The organism is Sinanaerobacter chloroacetimidivorans (assembly GCF_018128545.1).
GTDB lineage: Bacteria > Bacillota > Clostridia > Peptostreptococcales > Anaerovoracaceae > Sinanaerobacter > Sinanaerobacter chloroacetimidivorans.
Map to the genome: position 1 here is coordinate 340448 of NZ_JAGSND010000001.1, position 18785 is coordinate 359232.

The following is an 18785-nucleotide window of genomic DNA, read 5'->3' on the forward strand; positions in this document are numbered from 1 at the left end:
TTCGTACCGAATTACTTTCATTCTAACATAAAACTTTATGATTAGGGCAAAATAAACACATAAATCCAAAAAGAAAAGGAGAAGTAAATATGAATCAACATCATAATGTATTTATGAGTACTTTAGGATTAGGTGTTGCAGCAGGGCTCGTTGGAGTACAATTATATATGCTCTCATCACCACGTATGCAAAGAACGATGCAGAAAAATTTGAAGAAAGCAGTTGATGAGCTTTCAGATCTTGTTGAAGATATTGGAGATGGAATCAAAAATCTTTAATTAGGGTTTACAAACTTCTCGCCAGTAATCATTGCTGTACTTAATCAAAAGTGGTATTGTTTTTAAAATAAAGGTTGCTATTAGCGCCTTTATTTTATTTTCAGTATTTTTGACGTGGAAAGAGGTTTTTCGCTGGAAACTCTATACTTATTATGGTATAATACTTCGGTCAGTGTTTTATTTTGTATTTTTGAGAGCGGATGAAATAATGAGCAGATTTATAAAACTGAAAAAAGTATTTGAGCCCTTACTGATCATCTTTATTACCACTGCATTAATCAGCTTTTTATATGATTTTTATTACTTACTAAATGAAACTGCAAAATACGAAACCAAAAGATATTTGAATGAGATAACAGTAAAAAGTGCAAAATTGTTCAAAGAAAAAATAAATAGTGATCTTTTGACTGTCTTTGTACTTTCCAAATATCTTGGATCTTTTGACACCCTAGACGGTCAGGAGGCAAAGGCAGCCATGAAAAAAATAAGCAGCGAAGTTCCTTTTCGCAGCCTTCTGATTTCAAATGCCTTAAACGGAACTACTTATACCGGGAATGGAATCTCGATAAAAACAGACCATAGTGAACCTTTTGAAGGAGCACAAAACAGGGATCAGAGAGTTTCCCAAGTGCTAAGAGACGCTTTCAATGGAAAAGATATGGTAGCATTAACTTCTCCTGTTTATAAAAATGAGAAGCTGACTGGAAGTATCTCTGGACTTTATTATACGGAAGACTTCATTCAAATTATTGAAAAAATCAGCTTTCAAAGATTGACATACTATCAAATCATAGAAAAAGACGGTGATTTGCTTTTTCAAAACACTTCTATGGAAACAACAGGAGGATTCGATAATTTTTACCCATTTCTAGGAGAAGTGATTCTCGATAAAGGGTTTATTTCATCTATCATCATTAATGATATCATGAAAAATAAAGCGGGCTTTATGGGATATAAATTTAAGGATAAAGGCTATTATTTAAGCTATGCACCGATTGGTATTAATGATTGGTACTTACTGGCCTTTGCGCCTAAAGATTCCTTTAATATGCACCCTGGTGATATAAAAAAGAGTGCATTATTCATGATCATAAAAATCATTTCGTTATTTCTGATTCTGATTTTATATATTATATGGCGGCAGGTAAAATATAAAACTGTAATGGAACAGGGCAGAATAGAATTGGAAGCTCTAAACAGCAAATTGAAAATCAGAGCAGAAAACGACTTACTGACAGGACTTTATAATAAAATCACTAGTGAACTTTTGATATCCGATTATCTGGAAACGGAAGGGAAGAACGGAAGACATGCATTATTCGTCATTGATATAGATAATTTTAAAAATGTCAATGATGAAATGGGACATCTTATCGGAGACCGGGCTTTAATAGATACTGCCGCAGGTATCAATGACAGCTTTCGTATCAGCGATATTAAAGGGAGAATCGGCGGAGACGAGTTTATCGTTTTACTAAAAAACATAGCATCTGATGAAGATATTCGGAAAAAAGCAGAAGACCTTTGCAGATTATTTAAAAGCATCAAAGTTTATAACGGACAAATTTCGGGGAGTGTTGGGGCGGCCGTATATCCGGATCATGGGACCACCTATACAGAACTATTCGAAATAGCAGATAAGGCCATGTACCATTCTAAAGAATTAGGAAAAGACGGATATTATATCTACAAGATTAATGAAAATATATAATAATGGACGACATTAGGAGGAAATTTATTCATGGAAAAGTTAGGGTTAAATCAATTAAGAAGCATGTTTCAAGAATTTTATAAAGGAAAAGATCATTATGCAAGACAAAGCTTTTCTCTCGTTCCTGAAAAAGATAAAAGTCTGCTCATAATCAATTCGGGAATGGCACCTTTGAAACCATATTTCGCAGGATTGGAAACTCCGCCAAGCAAACGAATGACTACCTGCCAAAAATGTATTCGAACCGGAGACATCGAAAATGTCGGTTATACGGCAAGACATGGTACTTTCTTTGAAATGCTTGGAAGCTTTTCCTTTGGTGATTATTTTAAGGAAGAATCCATCACCTGGGGCTGGGAATTTATCACTCAGGTATTAAAAATGCCGGAAGATCGATTGTGGGCCAGCGTTTATGAAGAAGACCAGCAGGCCTACGATATCTGGAAGAATAAGATTGGCATGCCTGAAGAGAGAATCGTTCCATTAGGGAAGGATGATAATTTCTGGGAAATCGGAACAGGCCCATGCGGTCCTTGCTCTGAGATTTACTTTGACAGAGGTGAAAAATACGGGTGTGACAATCCGGACTGCAAACCAGGATGTGATTGTGACAGATATGTTGAATTTTGGAATCACGTATTTACGCAATTTAATCGTGATGAAGCAGGCAATTATACACCTCTGGCTCATCCGAATATTGATACCGGAATGGGTCTTGAACGTTTGGCCTGTATCATGCAGGATGTAGACTCGATCTTCGACGTTGACACGATTCAATATATTTTAAACGCTATCGTTACTATTTCCGGAGTGAAGTATGAAAGAGGTGCTGTAAAATCAGACGTCTCTATCAGAATTATCACGGACCATATCCGCTCCGTCACTTTTATGATCGCAGACGGCATTTTGCCAAGCAATGAGGGCAGAGGATATGTATTAAGAAGGCTTTTAAGAAGAGCGGCTAGACATGGTAAGCTTCTTGGAATTCAGGGTCCTTTCCTTGCAGATTTATCTAAAAAAGTAATCGAGGTATCCGGTGTGGCTTACCCTGAATTAGAGGAGAGAAGTACCTACATTCATAAGATTTTATCTGTTGAGGAAGAAAAATTCAGTGCAACCATTGATCAGGGTTCAGCTATCATAAATGATTATATTAAAGATCTGAACGATTCCGGGAACACTGTTTTATCCGGTGAAAAAGTATTTAAATTATATGATACGTACGGTTTTCCTCTTGAACTGACACAGGAAATATTGGAAGAACATGGCTGCAGTGCAGATGTAGAAGGCTTTAACAGTAATATGCTTCATCAGAAAGAGCAAGCCAGGGCTGCAAGAAAGAGTGAAACCGATGCTGGCTGGTCAGATGATGCTGCACTCTTTATGGATCAGAAAGCCACCTTATTTACCGGTTACGATCAACTGGTTGATACCGGCATCGTGCAAGGCCTGTTTTGGGAAAAGCAAGCGCAGTCTTCCGCTAAAGAAGGGGATACTGTCATTCTTGTGCTGGATAAAACTCCGTTCTATGCGGAAAGCGGCGGTCAGGCCAGTGATATTGGTATGATGACAAATGAAACGTGTACTCTAGATGTACTTTCAGTTTCAAAAGTAAGGGATGTCTTTACACATAAAGTTAAAATTTTATCAGGTGAAGTGAAAAGCGGTGATTCGATTCAAGCTATGGTTTCAGTATCGAATCGAAATCAGACAGCGCGAAACCATACGGCTACCCATATCCTTCATAAGGCATTAAAAGAAGTTCTGGGAAGCCATGTGGAACAAGCCGGATCCAACGTCACTGCAGACGGTTTGCGCTTCGATTTCACTCATTTTGAAGGAATTTCTAAGGATCAATTGAAAAAAATTGAAGAAATCGTAAATGACCGTATTAATCACTTCCTTGATGTCAATACTGAAATTATGTCGGCTGAAGAAGCGATAAAAAGCGGAGCCACCGCATTATTCGGTGAAAAATATGGCGAGAAGGTCAGGGTCGTCTCCGTCGGAGAATTCAGCACAGAACTCTGCGGCGGTACTCACATTAAAAATTCAGGGCAAATTGGTGCCTTTAAAATCATCAGTGAGAATGGTGTTGCAGCCGGTGTCAGAAGAATTGAAGCCATTACCGGAATGGGCCTTTACAAGAAGATTGAGGAAGAAGAATCATTAATTCATGCCGTCGCTGAAACCTTAAAAACCAATGTTTTGGGTCTGCAGAACAGAGCTGCTTCAGTTACGGAAGAATTAAAAGCCTATAAGAAAGAACTGGAAGAATTTAAGAAAAAATCTATGGGTTCCGGCCTTGAGGCAATGATTGCAGAAGCAAGGGAAGCAAATGGCGTAAAACTGATCACAAAAGCTTTCCAGGATTATGATATTAATGACTTAAGAAGCTTATCCGATGAAATCAAGTCAAAATATAAGAGTATTATCATCGTATTTGCTACAGAAACGAGTGGGAAAGTAACCTTTATGGTATCTGTTTCCGATGATTTGCTGGATAAAGGCTATCATGCAGGAAATATGATAAAGACCATAGCAGCAGCTGCCGGCGGAGGCGGAGGCGGGAAAGCCGATATGGCACAGGCAGGAGCTAAGGATCCTTCAAAGATACTAGCAGCCTTTGATGTTGCAGCTTCATTGATAGGTTAAACCGGTTGGTCAATTACCGACAATTGTTACAACAATATTAAAATTTATAAATTTTATTGTTTAACTTGCTTTCCCTTTGGTATAATAACGCTAGAAAGAAGGTGAGCAAGATGGACAGAAATACGATACTCTTTAACAGCCCGGATAAGGGTGAGCAGCAAACAACTGAAGAAATACTGAGAACTGTTTACAGTGCTTTGGAAGAAAAGGGCTATAACGCAATAGACCAGATGGTAGGGTATATTCTGTCTGGGGACCCTTCTTATATCACAGGGCATAATAATGCGCGAAATATTATTCGTCATATAGAAAGAGACGATCTTGTTGAAGAGTTGCTAAGAGCATTTTTAAAAAAATAAAGTGAGGCGGGCTTTCAAGTCCGCTTTCTTTTTATGAAGAAATTTATTAACAAAAGAGAAAAGGGAAGCGAAAACATGAAAATGATTGCATTGGATGTTGGGGATAAAACGATTGGAGTAGCACTTAGCGATGAGCTTCTCATCACTGCACAAGGGCTTATGACCATTGAACGCGTTGGGATTCGCAAGGACATCGACAAAGTAATAAATTTAATAAAAGAGCACAACTGCAATACCGTAGTGATAGGCCTCCCTAAAAATCTTAACGGTACGGACAGTATTCAGACTGAAAAAGTTTATGAATTCAGAAAGATGCTGGAAAATAAAATGAGAAGCACTGGTGTGAAAGGCATTGATATCGTTTATCAGGACGAAAGATTTACAACAGTAATCGCAGAAAAAATATTAATTGAAGCCGATTTGAGCAGAAAGAAAAGAAAAGAAGTAATCGATAAGCAAGCTGCAGTTGTAATTTTGCAGGGCTACCTGGATCGATTATCCAATCTGAATAAAAGATCTGAATAAAAGAATGAGGATAAGTAAAGTGCTTATAGCGGGCACTTTATTTTTATTTATACCAAAAAAAGTATAAAAAGCGCCCTGGTAAAATGGGCGCCATTTTTTTCTAGTTAAAATCTACCTCTGCATCTGTGTCTGTGAAAACGAAAGGGATTTCTTTTACATCTCCGGTAGAACATTCTAAATACCTCCCTTCAAAGTTCGGTATTTTTTATACTATGACTTTGGTAATAAATCCGTGAAAATACGAATCCGTGAAAAAAACCTTGACTTGGAGTTCGCTCCAAATGCTACGCTATTATTGATAAATCTGAAGAATACTTTAAGTTTAAGCCATACCGAAAGGAGCAATTTTTATGAGTAGTAAAATTCTGATTGCCTACTTTTCCCGGGAAGGGAAAAACTATATTTAAAATGGCCCTATTGATATAATAACATTGTAATGGGAGGTGATCTAATAACAATATATAAATATAAAAATACCACGGATTATGTATTATATCCCGTGGTATTTTTGTGGTTGCCCCTGCAGGGGCGAAAACTATTTTCGTTATTACTCAACGATTATTTTTCCCTTCATATACGGGTGTGGTGTACAAATATAATCGTAAGTTCCGGCATTATCAAATTTCTGTTGGTAGGATGAACCTTTTGACAGAAGCCCGCTGTCAAAAGAGTCACCTGTAGCCGTATGTTTAACCGAGTCCTTGTTAATCCAGGTAATTGTTTCTCCACTTTTAATAGTTATTTCATCTGGTTGGAACTTGTAATTTTCAATGATTACGGTATTCTTATCTGTTTCAGAAACAGAAGGGTCTTCAGTTTTGGCTGTGCCGCATCCGCTAACGCTGATTAGTAGTAATAAAATAAGAAAACTGATGATCAATTGCTTGCTTATGTTCATACAGGATACCTCCATTTCTAAACCCTATAATATAAATAGGCTATTGTTTAAACCAAATGCTATGAAGCCATGAATTACAGCCAACAACAATATGACATATCCGCCAATACGATGCCATTTAAATGGCAATTTCAAGATTTTTTTAGCTACACTGATCTGAAAAAGAATTAAAAGGAACAAAAATATCCCTAACCATAGGTGGAGGGGTTGACCTAATATTATTGGAATTCTCATACCTTTACCTCACATTTCGATAATTAATCCATATACAGATATTCTTTTGAATTTTACCGATTAATACCCGTGAATTACACTTGGTAAACATTTTTAAATACTGCTTCTAAATAATGCATATTCAATATTGTCATTAGCAACATGCTGTAATATATCTAACCGCTCTTGATAAAAATATCAAGAGCGGTTTATTTTTGTATACGAAAACCTCTGGCTGTGCCGGTGGATATCATTATTTTATAGATACCAATTAGAAGAAGAAAAGGTGGTTTTATGTACGATAACTTATATCCGAAGAATCCTAAGACAGGTAATCGAATGATCGAAATTTCATTAGTTAATTATAATGATTTCTTTCATGAATGGGATAATTCAATATTTAAGAAAAGGGATGTGCATCCTGAGTTGACTGAATTTTTGGATCAGTGTTCTGAAGAAATACCACTAAAAGAAAAAATGGAAATCATTTTATCTCTTCAAAATGAGACAAAAAATCTTGACAAGGAAAACACATTAAAAGAAAGTTATAAGAACTATTATTCTTTATACTACAAGATAGAAAATAGAAAAATGAAAGGACTTTATAAATCAACAATAATCTTAATAGTGATAGGGTTTTGCTTTATGTTATCGAGCATTATGTTGACTGACCAACTTCCAGAATCAGTTTTGTCCGAGGTTCTGGTAGAAGGTCTTACGATAGGAGCCTGGGTGTTTATTTGGGAAGCTCTTCATTTCATGGTTTTCGAAAGACGTGAGCTTTTTCTGAGAAGGAAAGAATTAAAAAGGTTTCTTAAGACTCCTCTTTTTTTTAAGTATAAGAAATAATTCAGTTTTAGTTCCATAATAGTCCATATCGGCTGGGCTTCGATAATTAATTTCTACTATTTGAGATTAGGCTATGTTACGTAAATCAATAAAAAAACGTTCACCCTTATTAGAGTGAACGATAATTATATTAAGCATTGACAAGATTATCTCCATGTTTTAGGGCATCTAATACAGACACATACGAAGTCTCCGCGTCTAAACGTACAAACGTCTTTGTCTCTGTCTCTAATGCCTCCTACGAAATCATCATCCCAATCCCAATCTCGATGTTTACGACACATAATTTAACCTCCCTTCAGGCTAACAAATGCTTAGATTGTTAGTTTTTATAGCAGATTTCTACTATGTGTTTAGTTGTTGGTCCCTAAAAAGACTAAAGTAATAGATGAGGCCACAAGATATAATATGTAAATTTCAATAAATTAGTGATTATTATTTACCGGCAATTTGTAAATTGTATTGCGTTTTCTGGAAACTTCACGGGTGAGAAGGGGCGAACTAATTATTGGACAGGCTTGCCAGACATCATGATCAAGGAAATCACTAAAAAACCCAGAATAGGGCATTTTCTAAAAAGATATCTATTCCTAAAATGTATATTTTGGGAATAGTTTATTCTTTAAAAAAAAATGCTTTCCAGTTCAGCAGTCTTACAGATGGTTTGCACGCTATCTTTGATATTGACAATACCACTGTCAGACAAGCCTGTCAACAATTATTTTCCATAACTTTCTATTTCAGTATGGCGATAATCACCAAACCGGCTGCAATCATCCACCATTTATCCTTTAAAATACTCAAAAGACTGTCCGCGTTCACATTATCCAAGAGATCGCCTCCGATACTCCCAAGATCAATACCAGAATATGATTTTGACCCCATAACCTTTGCAGCTTCATTGTAATACTTCATAAATCCAGAGGTATTATAATCCGCTTCTGCCCATGGTGATGCATTCATTGCTTTCAATAGCGTTTTAGGATCTGAACTAGAACGTGCTGTTTTCAAGAAATCCCGGTAATACGACAAATTCATAACCTTAACGTAGTCCTGCGTAAAAGCCGACAAGTTTGTATACCCGGCATGAATACTATCAGATGGATCAAAGATGCCTTTCGATGCGTTGGGGCTGCTTTTAATCCCTGCGAGATTATTATACTTCTTACTGCCTAAATTCGTCCCGTTCCCGGTCTCATAGAGCCATTGAGCAAGGACAAAGGCAGGATCGATCCCAAGCTGCGTACCGGCACTATAAGCGTAAGGCGCCCATTTTTGACTAGGGGTTAAGGTACTGTCCATGCTACTTAGCCCCCTGACTGGTCAGCACATTCAAAGCAACGGTAAATTCCTTGATCACTTCGGTATTTTTCTCGATTATATCATCACTTTTCTTACCACGGAACCAGTCCTTTACCATGAAATACGCCAACAAAATACCCATAGGGCCATATGTAAGCAGCTGATTCAAACCAGTTGCAACCTGTGTTACATCGTCCATGATTTACTCCTCCTTTTATCCTCAAAATACGATCTTTCCCAAGACAATCCAAGATGCACATATGTATCATACCAACAGATCTGCGAGAAACCACCGGCAGTACAGCATTCATCTTCCCATTTGGTCACAACGTTATGACAGAATACTTTCTGACGGGCTGGATCGGCTTCCATATACTCTTTTGGTAGATTAAAGTCGACTGCCATGGCTCTAAGGTGTAATGAAGACGAAACACCTCCCACAGCCTTATTTTTCGCTACTGTACGGTATCCAGAGTTTACATTAATCGGCCTATTATACCAACCCCGGAACCGTTCCAACACTCTTGCAAAGGATACGAATTCCGGGGTTATAATCATTTGACCGTCACACGCAAATTCCGAAAGCCGAAAATGAGCCGAAATCTGGTCTTTTATTAACTCCATGGCACTTACCCCTTTGCAGATACAATTCGCCCTAATTTAAGAGATTTTCCAGCCGTCAGAAGCAAAACAACACTGAACCCTAAGAAGTAAGGATTGCTTACCAATAGAGCCACCGCTGATTTAAAATAATATGCTGCTGCATTAAAAACGCCGGCAGCATTCGTAAGAATATCATTCATTCAAAACTTCCCCCTCTTCCTCTGCACCTGTATACTCTCCAAACTGATTTTCAAGCAAGTCTGTAACATACTCCAGAAGCTCTTGACTTTGTTTCAATTCCTGTCTAGTAGCATTAACAAGGATTCTTAATGTTTTTACCCTAGAAGCACTGACCAAACTATTTATAAATAACAGGATGAGAGCTATAGATGCCAAAATATAAAACCATTTACTTAAATTTAAATAAAAATAAAGCTGATCCAAAAAAACATTAATATTCTGCTCAACGTTTGATATAAAACTCATTTCCAAAAATCTCCTTTTTTCTTTTAATTCTATAACAAACATGAATTAATATCAATGCCTTAATATTACAATCAGAGCCACAAGTCCCACTATAGATATCTGCCAATTCTCTTTAATCCAGACTATGAAATCAAAAGACGAGCTCACAACTGTTGAACCAGCATCTACCGCCTTGCCTGTAGTAGTAACCACATTTTTAAATCCATCCGTTACCTTCTCCTTCACCCCAAAGTAGTTCATAACATATTCGTCAGATGGCTCTTTAAAACTGAATGTCTTAAAATCAAAACCTCCAAAGAAAAAAGGATTCTGGGCTTTGAATTGTTTTCGCAACTCATCCATACTAGCCATAAAATCACCCTTTCCCATTCATGAAGCGATCCAGCAATGCAATGCCGACAAGACCAAGGATCACATATCCTAAGATATTACTGATTCCAGAACTGCTGCTTGTGGTCTTATAAGCCGTACTGTAGTCCGTAGGATCATACCCGGCCACCGTTACGATTCCGTTATCATCAACAGAATTAATTTTAACCGTTTCATTTGACGTTGTTTTCTCATTACCCGATGATCCCGAACCGCTCACCAGTGAAGCGAACTTTGATACTACATCGTTATAATCCTTTGACGATCCGGTAGGAGTATCAAGCCCCATGGCCCGGATGCTACCTGTAGCTGTCTTCTGATATACACCGCCACCGGTAACGACATAATCTCCAACCTTGGCATTACTTGTTCCGTCTTTGTTGACTAATACAATAGCCATTACTTAACACCCCTTCTAAACAAAACTTTGAAAGGGGTGGAGCATAAAGCCCCTACCCCTTGTAAACGGTCTGATACTGCATCAGATCGTTATAATCCTTCACTAATTCCGGTACGCTGATAACTCCACCTCCGGGAATAACAGATGCCTTTGCACCCTTGGTGAAACACCTAGCATTAAAGAATAACATATCCCATCCAACGGACAGTTCTACGTTGTGATAGTGACAAAAATTTGAGATATTTGCCTTGTATTTCTTTTGCATTTCAGCTTTCTTTGCTTTGAAAGCCTGTTCCTTTTCATGATCATTCATTTGAATTATTTTTCCCATTTTCTTTACCTCCGTAAAAATAATTTAATCTAAGAAACAATTATCCCGCCATCGTTAATAATGTCGATCAAATCATATCCAACATAAGCACCTGTCAAAAGCTTTAATGCTGTAAAATAAGTATTATTTGGTGCTTTCATTCCGATCCAGACATCTTGGCCAGCATTAACAGGAATATCGTAATCGACTATCGCTGTAACCGTCTGTCCAGAAGTACCGGTAACAGACTTCATATCAACCCACGTAACGCCTTTATCTAGAGAATAGCCAATATAAGCATTATTCGTACCCCCACCGGATAACGTAGCACTGATTGTTCCGTATAGCCTTATAGAACCCTGCACCATACATTTGATATTTTTTACCTTACTGTACGATGAAGCTACCGGGAAACTGATATCTGATGCAAAATCATAAATATGGTTAGAACTCCCCTTCACGTTCAAAACCGAAACTCCTTGAGAAACCACCTCGTTAATATTACTAATAGCAACAACGGTTTCCTGAAGGACGTCTATCATATCACTCATAATTTTTCCGATATAAATTTCATTGCCTGCCATACGATCACCTACCCTATAATATTTCTAGGTTCTGTGATCTGGAAGTATGTCACCTCGATATCAACATTTACCTGACTATCGGCACTGCCGGGTTCCCCATGATTTTCATAGAAGACACGTAACACAGCATTATTTTCAATTTCATACCTCACTGAACTTGATACTGTTTCGTCATCCCCGGATATGTACTTATCCCCACCCTCTGCATAGGTAAACAAATCAATCATTATCTCTTGCGGAATGATTACCACTGGTCTGATCCTTAGTGTGCCGTTTTCCCCTGCTGCAAATCTTATTTTCACATTCTCTACAGTGCCATGAGCAACTAAAGAATGTTCAATAAAACCGGATTCACCAGCAGGCACAGACTTTCTAAAAACATAAGTCTTACTTGCGTTTATCAACCTTTCAAAATCCATTCAGCATACCCCCCCCCCTTTCTGCAAGGCAAGGGCAAAGCATTAAAGCAATGCCCTAGTAACATCAAGCAATACCGTACTGTTTGCTTTTGAAAGCGTTGTAGCTGTAGGAACCTTGATCAAGAATTGGAATTTACGATCCTGTGACAGCAATGTATCATCGAACGGCAGTACAAAACGGTCTGCCGGGATACTTGCCCCAGTTGTTAACGCTGCCAAATCGACATCAAGGTAAACAGGCTTACTCCCTATAGGCATATCCTGTGAAGACAGAAGCATGATTCTAAATTTTCCCTGAGTGATAGCCACAGGAGTTCCTGCATTATCATAAAAAGCAGCATAAAATCGACCTATTGCTTCATTCTGTGCAACCAATGCACCCCTGCCAAGCCCTACAATTTCATCTGCCTTTACGGTGTACTCACCGATCGGCGTGAACTGACCGGCTACGAGTGATACAGTTGCCCCTTTTGTAATAACCTCTTCCCTGGTAAAGGTTGCAGGATAAAGGGCATTTCTACTTACATTTCCCATAGTTTTTCCCCTCCAATCCTATAAAACATTGAGACCGTTTCCAACAGCCGGTTGGATATACGGTTTCATTCCGGGAGTTTGGTTCCCCGGTACACGAGAATCAATTACATTAAGAGCCTTTGTCCCCATAGCCATGATCATGCCGAACATAACCACCCACAGGATACCGCCAAGCCATACGGACGGATCAAAGACCGATCCAGAACCTTTGGTAAGCGGATTTTGAAAATCTGTTAATTTTGCCATTTGTTCAAATTCCCCCTTTTGGTAAATATTTGGTTAACATAAAAAAGTTATAGCATACCGTTCTGACAACACTGTCAAGCACTTTTTTCTCAAAAAAGCAAAGAAAAAAGACCACTTTGTCAGTGGTCTCTGTCAGAAAATATTATTAAATTGTCAAAGGGTTTCTTCCCTCAATTTGATATCCGTTATAGTAACAATAACTATGTTTACCCCTGCTTTCCCATTCAGCCTTACAAAAATCATAGTCAATGCCTTTACTTTTCATATAAGCAGAATCACCAGCTGCTATAAAAAATATGTAGTGCTCAAAAGCTTGGGTATACAGAGTTTTATCAGCGAGAGCAGGACGTTGCGTAATACAAATAAGCCTTTGCCCCTTCTTAAGCCCTGCTGTAGCCACATACTTAGCAATTTCCAAGCTATAGCCTTTCAGTAGGTGACATTCATCTATACACACATAAACGGGGTGTTGATCGTCAAACCCTGCATCCATGATAGCATTCATGACATGACCAGCAACATAATCATATCCAGTCCTTGGGTTTGAAAATATCAGATTAATTTTCATTCCATCCTTAAGCATTTCGATTAGCTGCTCTGTGTCAACGTCAGTGCTATACACGTTCATAAAACCCCTGGGAACCCTTTCTCCCTGAATGTTGAAATACAAGACAGGCCCCCTTATCTGCAATAATGCCCGGTGTGTGAATGTCGATTTCCCGGACTGGGTATTACCGCTGACGAACACATGAAAATTTCCCTCATTAATCAGCCCCATTATTCCCTCTCCTTTCCATGAACACCTCAATACCGCCAAGCACAATATCGATGATCGCTAAATCCAGATCACCGGCTATACCAGTAAATCCCCTAAGCTGCCGGGCAAAACCCTTTGACCTCTTTGCATTCATCGGGTGATCCAAATAATACTCTACGGTATTAGGGCCGGTTTTCTTAAGCAAAAAACCAAAATCAAGTCGTAAGATCCCGGCCGGTTCCGGTGCTGGAATCTCACCGGCTGCACCTTCGGTAAATTCTTCAATAATCTGTTTTTCCGCTGTTTTTTCATCAAAAAAAGTCTTCTTTGCTTCATAATCCAGACTCACTATAACCACCCCGCTTTTTTACATTCCGCAGCCGTCCAAACATCGTCCCCATCCGTATATCTCATTCCAGCATCATAAGCAGCACGTTCTAAAGGGTGAGACTTATTTAATGGTCGAAATCCTTCCGGTGCTTCTTTCCTCCCGGCTCCGGGTTCCTCTTTAACGACCCCGAACGCTTCTAGCTTACAATCCTTTGCCCGGTATTCCTCCAAGTGAGATTTCAACATGTGAGCGTGAAGGGCATTCCTATTTTTTAGACCTTCCTTTTTACAGATTGGGCATATCATCATTTCTATGCACCTCCTTACCAAACACGGTCTTCATATCAATACGATGCCTCATCATTGCCCGGATCACACCGGTGAAAACTGCATCAACTGATTGGCTAATCTGCACTTTCATCAGCTTTGCAGTGATCACTTTTTCAATCAAGTTGATACCTGCTGATATGATGCAGAAGAAAACGAACAGTAATAAAATTCCCCAAAAACCCATTGTACCCATGGTATGTACCTCCTAACAAAAACCATAACTGAATCGCTCAAACATATTTTCGAGCTTCCAAATGTGTTTTTTCGGTGATCTAAAATTGATCCCGAAAATCCTTCCGTAATACTTTTCAATAGCTTCATTTTCTACCAAAAACGTCTCATAGAATTTACCTAACTCCCCTTTCCTTTTAAATTTCTTGCAGTGCTTTCTAAAATAATCCGCAATGGCTTGTCTTTGCTGCTTATTCAGGAATGCAATCATAATTTTAGGTCCCATCAAACCAGTACTTTTTAGGTATCTACGTCTTTTTAAATTTCCCTCTTCCCTTGCATATTCAAACAGTCCATCAAGCCCCTTTCCTATGTACTTACAGACGTAACCGGCTATATCGTATGTATCAGAGAAATTGATTGCATCTACTTCAACACCACCCATTCCCCAGATATAAAACAGCGTATCTCTTTTATCGTAGTCCTTTGGTAACCTTCCGTCTTCAATAAGCCTGTCCACCACTTGTCCAGAAACAGGCAGATACGGCATATTAAAAAACAGAATGTGAAAGTGCCAGACATACCGGCTATTTTCCATCTGCAATTCAGGAATCGCAAGATATTTTAAGAAGTTTGCACCCTTCTCACCTGTAAAATGATAATTCAGCCGTCCAATAAAATCATTGAACAGTGAATTCGCTTTTTTGTACTTTTTCACGTTCTCACGGAATGTAGCCGTGAACATTTTAAACCTCTGCTTTTTCCCATTATGATCTAAGTGCTTATGTAAATTTGCTGATACCGTGTCATAAACGTCACGTCTTGCCCTCAGGCCGGTTTGATACCATCGTTTTTCTGGATCATATTCAACCTTTGGCTTTTCATCGTCAGAATCATCTTTCCGCTTATTTTTCGAAAATCCAGAAAGAACCCCTTTTTCATAAAAACACACTTTTACGCTATCCCCGGCAACCTTCAACTTAGCATTATACCGGGTGTAGACATATCCATGATGCTCGAAAAGTTGGCATCCATCTCCTAAATTTAATCGAAATATATCACTCACAGTAAAACCTCCTAACGAATTTTCAACGTTTTAAAGCCTTTTTCAGTAGTTATGGAACGGTAACCAAGTTAAGTATCCCCATCCTGCCGACTCTGCGACTCTTTATAGCAACGAATGATATACCGCAGCTTTTCAGCCCTTGTTGCCTTTTTCCCACCAGTGAAATACCATCGCCTTGCCCTTTCATCTGGAACACTGTCAATCACAGAGAGTTCAAACCTTCCCAGCCTAAAAGGGTACGCTTTCAAAACTTCTTTCTCACCATACATAAAGAAACCTCCTTCCTATCCCAGGAGCAAACGTAATACATTTTACTGCAGCAAAACGTAATACGAAATCAGAAATTAATAAAATCACCAGTGCTTGTACTTCTGTTCTTCAAGAGATCGCAACAACTCCACGACATCAGACAAGGCTACCATTGTGTCCGGTTCACGCTCAGAAAATGAACTCAAATATCCAATTGTGTAATAAACCGGATGAATGCGGACATCTCTCGACTCATCACTTTTTACATTTTCCATTACTTCCTTAATAACATCTCTCATTCCACTGTCTCCTTAATAATCACTAAAGAACCAAGGGCTTGTAGCCCTTTACAATCCGCTCCAAGACTTCTCTTTCGTCTTCCAGTTCAGCCAATCGCGCTTTCGACCTTAGATACTGCTCTTTCAAATACAACTCCCCATCAGCTTTTTCAAGCCGTTCATAATGAGCCTGCTTTGCCAGCAAAACCTCAAGCCCCACCGCATCAACAATTTTGCAGAAATCATCTTTATGAAGATCAAGAACTATATACAGCGAGTTCAATCCCCACAACTGCTCTTCATTGATTTTCACGCTCTTTAAACGAGCGTTCGCCTCTTCTAACATCATTTCAATCTACCTCCTTAATAGAAACTAAGCCACTTCATAATAGAGGATGAACGCAGTAAAAAGACAATAGGTCTGTCCATCTTCTGTACAAGTAGCGGTGCTATAAGTTACTTTTGATTCACTGTGATCTAGCAAGAATTCGTTGACTGCCGATTCAAAAATGAACGGCCTGCTATCAGATATAAGACGTGACTTTAAGACTTTGCCCTGCACGATACACCTCCAAAATTATTCTGGTAATATTCAGAGCAGCAGTAACCACCGTATTTAATAGCCCGCTTGTGATATGTACAATAAGCATCACTGCCGGCATGCTCCCGGGTGAACGCAGGACAATTACGACAATAATCCCTCTTTCCGTCAACCCTCTCCATTGGAATTTGTAATTTTGGATTAGAGTAAGAAATATAGACACAATGCCTGTCAGCACTGCGGAAAGAAAGGTCATATTTCAGCCCTTGTGCATCGAGCTCAGCTAAATAACAATTAACTTCATGCTCGAAAGTCTCATAAGAGTCTGACGTTATGACCTTAAGACGAGTATTTTCCATAGAAATTCCCTCCAATAAAAAATAAGCAGTTGGGCGTTTCCCCATCTGCTCATCTTATCGGAACTATTCCTAAAATTCATCGTTTTAACGAATAGTTTTCATATTTACCTAAAAAGCTTATCTTCCAACGATATCCCCTATTCCGACAAAAACCTATTTCCTAGATGTATATTTTGGGAATAGATAAATGATATTCCAGAGATTCCTTATAAATTTCCATAAACTCTTATGGATCCAGACATTTTCATTAATAAATATACTTTAATAAATTTATTATTATTTTTAATACCCATCTGATCAAAGATCCACTTCTCATGTTTTGAATTCTATTTTTATTTTTAGGGCAAATTTTTATTTTATCTATTTATAGTAATTACTTTTTCTGATTGTAGACATTTATATAGTAAATTTGCTTTTAAATTTCGTTTTCTTATTATATTCATATAACTTTCTTCAATTATTAACCTTAAAATTCTATGTTTCGGCTAAACATAAGTATTTGCAATGCTTTTGTTCCTTGAGGCTCTAAAATGCGTTTTAAGCGATTTTTTTTGATTCTTAAAGGTTTTATACCTTTCACTAAAGTGTTGAAATAATCTTTCATTGTAATTATCACGTATAGGATTCGATTTTGGAAATTTCATATGTAATCCGGCACTAATATTTTTTGCCCAGGAATAAGACTATCGGCAGATATATGATTGATTTCACATATTTCGTAAATAACTGATCTGGTATCAAATCCGGTTGGGCCAAATTCCTTGGCAATGTTCCATAAAGTATCACCAGGCTGAATCTGAATTTCCGTATAGGTCATTTTTGTTAAGCTGTCGGAAGTATTTAATCCAATAATAGTATTCATTGAAGTAATCATAAAAAATAAGACTATGGCCATAAAAATTGTAAACCTTACTTTTGATTTGATTCTATATTTTCTTTTAATATTCGTATTCATTTGGTTACCTCCTGATAATTTACATTTTCAAGAACCTATGTTCTTTGAAAATATCATATCAGAATGTTTGTTCTTTGTAAAGAAGAATTTGAAACACTTGTTCTTTTTTGTTTATTAAAGAACAAAATCCGGAGAAAGTTTTCTATTCGCACGTGTTGCCCAAAAGGCAAACACCAAAGTGCTTTCTTTGATATTTCAAATTATAAAAAAGAGCGAATTACGAAATTAAAGATTTCTATTCGCTCTTTTGCCTTCGGGACTATTTCACCATCTTTTGATACGTTTTATCAGCCCACCTCAAAAATCTGTTTCTTTGCAGTAGCCCAATGATACAAGCAACTACAGCAACAATGCCTAATATAATCAAGCCGGTATAGCTGTCGTTTTTGAACATGCTTCCCATCATGACACTTCCCATCAAAGCCGGCGTTCGTCCTACCAATGAAAGAAATAAAAAAGGTTTCATTTTTATTTCAGAAACACCGGCAGCATATACAAATAAATCTTTCGGAATCCCTGGAATCAAATAAATCACAAATAAAACAATATAGGCCCTTTTACTGTTTAGAACATGAACAAACCTGGTAAATCGTTCCTCTCCGAAAAAAAGATGCATCGCATCCTTTCCCAGCCATCTGGCAAGATAAAAGGTGATAAACGTACCGAATGTGACTCCGATAATGGAATATAAGTAGCCAAACCAAAAGGAATAGGCGTATCCTGCCGCGAACTGCAAAGCCTGCCCTGGCAATACTGAGATTATGATCTGGAGGATCTGCAAACCGATATAAACGAATATACTGGCAGTTTTATACTGTAATAAAAAAGAATTTATTTCCTCCAGACTGTTAAAATGGCTAATGAATTCCGGATAGTTAAAATAAACGTAAGCAGGGATACCAATGATAAAACCAAGTAGAACAAGCAGTTTTATAATGGAAACAAACGTTCTTATTTGTTTTTTTCTTTTATAATGATTACCTTGATTCATGATCACACCTGCAACAT

At 38.0% G+C, this 18785-nt stretch carries 30 protein-coding genes; 6 read left to right on the forward strand and 24 right to left on the reverse strand.

Annotation, left to right across the window (positions count from 1 at the left end; translation table 11 throughout):
* Nucleotides 1-89: 89 nt before the first annotated feature.
* The 5 genes from KCX82_RS01715 to ruvX all read left to right on the forward strand — a co-directional run bounded on the left by KCX82_RS01715 (nucleotide 90) and on the right by ruvX (nucleotide 5528).
* Nucleotides 90-278 carry a hypothetical protein gene (locus tag KCX82_RS01715; protein ID WP_227016705.1) on the forward strand — a complete coding sequence of 63 codons (189 nt, stop codon included), beginning with the start codon at nucleotides 90-92 and terminating at the stop codon, nucleotides 276-278.
* 208 nt (nucleotides 279-486) lie between these two features.
* Nucleotides 487-1989, forward strand: coding sequence for a sensor domain-containing diguanylate cyclase (locus KCX82_RS01720; protein WP_227016706.1), 1503 nt, complete (start codon nucleotides 487-489; stop codon nucleotides 1987-1989).
* A 30-nt stretch (nucleotides 1990-2019) separates the two neighbouring features.
* On the forward strand, nucleotides 2020-4644 hold the full coding sequence (gene alaS, locus KCX82_RS01725) for an alanine--tRNA ligase (protein ID WP_227016707.1): 2625 nt from the start codon (nucleotides 2020-2022) through the stop codon (nucleotides 4642-4644).
* A gap of 110 nt (nucleotides 4645-4754) precedes the next feature.
* Nucleotides 4755-5003 (forward strand): IreB family regulatory phosphoprotein, encoded by a 249-nt coding sequence (locus tag KCX82_RS01730; protein WP_227016708.1) that lies wholly within the window; start codon nucleotides 4755-4757, stop codon nucleotides 5001-5003.
* A gap of 33 nt (nucleotides 5004-5036) precedes the next feature.
* Nucleotides 5037-5528 (forward strand): Holliday junction resolvase RuvX, encoded by a 492-nt coding sequence (gene ruvX, locus KCX82_RS01735; protein ID WP_227016709.1) that lies wholly within the window; start codon nucleotides 5037-5039, stop codon nucleotides 5526-5528.
* A gap of 547 nt (nucleotides 5529-6075) precedes the next feature.
* Here ruvX and KCX82_RS01740 read toward each other — a convergent pair.
* Nucleotides 6076-6426, reverse strand: a complete 351-nt coding sequence (locus KCX82_RS01740) for a cupredoxin domain-containing protein (protein ID WP_227016710.1) — start codon at nucleotides 6424-6426, stop codon at nucleotides 6076-6078.
* Nucleotides 6427-6933: 507 nt separating this feature from the next.
* On the opposite strand from KCX82_RS01740, the gene KCX82_RS01745 reads away from it, so the two are divergent.
* On the forward strand, nucleotides 6934-7488 hold the full coding sequence (locus tag KCX82_RS01745; RefSeq protein ID WP_227016711.1) for a hypothetical protein: 555 nt from the start codon (nucleotides 6934-6936) through the stop codon (nucleotides 7486-7488).
* Between the two features lie 735 nt (nucleotides 7489-8223).
* Here the strand turns inward: KCX82_RS01745 and KCX82_RS01750 are convergent.
* The 23 genes from KCX82_RS01750 to KCX82_RS01860 all read right to left on the reverse strand — a co-directional run bounded on the left by KCX82_RS01750 (nucleotide 8224) and on the right by KCX82_RS01860 (nucleotide 18768).
* Nucleotides 8224-8790, reverse strand: coding sequence for a glucosaminidase domain-containing protein (locus KCX82_RS01750; RefSeq protein WP_227016712.1), 567 nt, complete (start codon nucleotides 8788-8790; stop codon nucleotides 8224-8226).
* A gap of 1 nt (nucleotide 8791) precedes the next feature.
* Nucleotides 8792-8989, reverse strand: a complete 198-nt coding sequence (locus KCX82_RS01755) for a hypothetical protein (RefSeq protein ID WP_227016713.1) — start codon at nucleotides 8987-8989, stop codon at nucleotides 8792-8794.
* Nucleotides 8977-9414 carry a D-Ala-D-Ala carboxypeptidase family metallohydrolase gene (locus KCX82_RS01760; RefSeq protein ID WP_227016714.1) on the reverse strand — a complete coding sequence of 146 codons (438 nt, stop codon included), beginning with the start codon at nucleotides 9412-9414 and terminating at the stop codon, nucleotides 8977-8979. The genes KCX82_RS01755 and KCX82_RS01760 overlap by 13 nt, the downstream gene beginning before the upstream one ends.
* Before the next feature lie 5 nt (nucleotides 9415-9419).
* Nucleotides 9420-9593: a hypothetical protein gene (locus KCX82_RS01765; protein WP_227016715.1), complete on the reverse strand. Its 174-nt coding sequence runs from the start codon at nucleotides 9591-9593 to the stop codon at nucleotides 9420-9422.
* Complete coding sequence (locus KCX82_RS01770; protein ID WP_227016716.1) at nucleotides 9586-9879, reverse strand: hypothetical protein; 294 nt, start codon at nucleotides 9877-9879, stop codon at nucleotides 9586-9588. The genes KCX82_RS01765 and KCX82_RS01770 overlap by 8 nt, the downstream gene beginning before the upstream one ends.
* Nucleotides 9880-9930: 51 nt before the next feature.
* The gene (locus tag KCX82_RS01775; RefSeq protein ID WP_227016717.1) at nucleotides 9931-10230 is read right to left on the reverse strand and encodes a hypothetical protein; all 300 of its coding nucleotides are present in this window, start codon (nucleotides 10228-10230) and stop codon (nucleotides 9931-9933) included.
* Between the two features lie 4 nt (nucleotides 10231-10234).
* A complete protein-coding gene (locus KCX82_RS01780; RefSeq protein ID WP_227016718.1) occupies nucleotides 10235-10648 on the reverse strand; it encodes a hypothetical protein in 414 nt (137 codons plus the stop codon).
* 52 nt (nucleotides 10649-10700) lie between these two features.
* Nucleotides 10701-10979 carry a hypothetical protein gene (locus tag KCX82_RS01785; RefSeq protein WP_227016719.1) on the reverse strand — a complete coding sequence of 93 codons (279 nt, stop codon included), beginning with the start codon at nucleotides 10977-10979 and terminating at the stop codon, nucleotides 10701-10703.
* Nucleotides 10980-11008: 29 nt separating this feature from the next.
* Nucleotides 11009-11542, reverse strand: a complete 534-nt coding sequence (locus tag KCX82_RS01790) for a hypothetical protein (RefSeq protein ID WP_227016720.1) — start codon at nucleotides 11540-11542, stop codon at nucleotides 11009-11011.
* An 8-nt stretch (nucleotides 11543-11550) separates the two neighbouring features.
* Nucleotides 11551-11961, reverse strand: a complete 411-nt coding sequence (locus KCX82_RS01795; protein WP_227016721.1) for a hypothetical protein — start codon at nucleotides 11959-11961, stop codon at nucleotides 11551-11553.
* Between the two features lie 42 nt (nucleotides 11962-12003).
* The gene (locus KCX82_RS01800) at nucleotides 12004-12495 is read right to left on the reverse strand and encodes a hypothetical protein (RefSeq protein WP_227016722.1); all 492 of its coding nucleotides are present in this window, start codon (nucleotides 12493-12495) and stop codon (nucleotides 12004-12006) included.
* Between the two features lie 18 nt (nucleotides 12496-12513).
* Entirely contained in the window at nucleotides 12514-12741 is a 228-nt protein-coding gene (locus tag KCX82_RS01805) for a hypothetical protein (protein WP_227016723.1), read from the reverse strand.
* A 145-nt stretch (nucleotides 12742-12886) separates the two neighbouring features.
* Nucleotides 12887-13519: a type IV secretory system conjugative DNA transfer family protein gene (locus tag KCX82_RS01810; protein ID WP_227016724.1), complete on the reverse strand. Its 633-nt coding sequence runs from the start codon at nucleotides 13517-13519 to the stop codon at nucleotides 12887-12889.
* On the reverse strand, nucleotides 13506-13847 hold the full coding sequence (locus KCX82_RS01815) for a hypothetical protein (protein WP_227016725.1): 342 nt from the start codon (nucleotides 13845-13847) through the stop codon (nucleotides 13506-13508). Before KCX82_RS01815 ends, KCX82_RS01810 begins: the two co-directional genes overlap by 14 nt.
* Complete coding sequence (locus KCX82_RS01820) at nucleotides 13847-14137, reverse strand: hypothetical protein (RefSeq protein WP_227016726.1); 291 nt, start codon at nucleotides 14135-14137, stop codon at nucleotides 13847-13849. Before KCX82_RS01820 ends, KCX82_RS01815 begins: the two co-directional genes overlap by 1 nt.
* A complete protein-coding gene (locus KCX82_RS01825) occupies nucleotides 14115-14351 on the reverse strand; it encodes a hypothetical protein (RefSeq protein ID WP_227016727.1) in 237 nt (78 codons plus the stop codon). The genes KCX82_RS01820 and KCX82_RS01825 overlap by 23 nt, the downstream gene beginning before the upstream one ends.
* Nucleotides 14352-14363: 12 nt before the next feature.
* Nucleotides 14364-15395 (reverse strand): rolling circle replication-associated protein, encoded by a 1032-nt coding sequence (locus KCX82_RS01830; RefSeq protein WP_227016728.1) that lies wholly within the window; start codon nucleotides 15393-15395, stop codon nucleotides 14364-14366.
* Nucleotides 15396-15463: 68 nt separating this feature from the next.
* Nucleotides 15464-15664, reverse strand: coding sequence for a hypothetical protein (locus KCX82_RS01835; protein ID WP_227016729.1), 201 nt, complete (start codon nucleotides 15662-15664; stop codon nucleotides 15464-15466).
* A gap of 84 nt (nucleotides 15665-15748) precedes the next feature.
* On the reverse strand, nucleotides 15749-15943 hold the full coding sequence (locus tag KCX82_RS01840; protein WP_227016730.1) for a hypothetical protein: 195 nt from the start codon (nucleotides 15941-15943) through the stop codon (nucleotides 15749-15751).
* 22 nt (nucleotides 15944-15965) lie between these two features.
* Nucleotides 15966-16271 carry a hypothetical protein gene (locus KCX82_RS01845; RefSeq protein WP_227016731.1) on the reverse strand — a complete coding sequence of 102 codons (306 nt, stop codon included), beginning with the start codon at nucleotides 16269-16271 and terminating at the stop codon, nucleotides 15966-15968.
* Nucleotides 16272-16465: 194 nt separating this feature from the next.
* Nucleotides 16466-16822 carry a hypothetical protein gene (locus KCX82_RS01850; protein ID WP_227016732.1) on the reverse strand — a complete coding sequence of 119 codons (357 nt, stop codon included), beginning with the start codon at nucleotides 16820-16822 and terminating at the stop codon, nucleotides 16466-16468.
* A 640-nt stretch (nucleotides 16823-17462) separates the two neighbouring features.
* Nucleotides 17463-17777, reverse strand: a complete 315-nt coding sequence (gene yneA / locus KCX82_RS01855) for a cell division suppressor protein YneA (protein ID WP_227016733.1) — start codon at nucleotides 17775-17777, stop codon at nucleotides 17463-17465.
* Nucleotides 17778-18036: 259 nt separating this feature from the next.
* Nucleotides 18037-18768, reverse strand: a complete 732-nt coding sequence (locus KCX82_RS01860) for a TVP38/TMEM64 family protein (RefSeq protein ID WP_227016734.1) — start codon at nucleotides 18766-18768, stop codon at nucleotides 18037-18039.
* Nucleotides 18769-18785 lie beyond the last annotated feature (17 nt).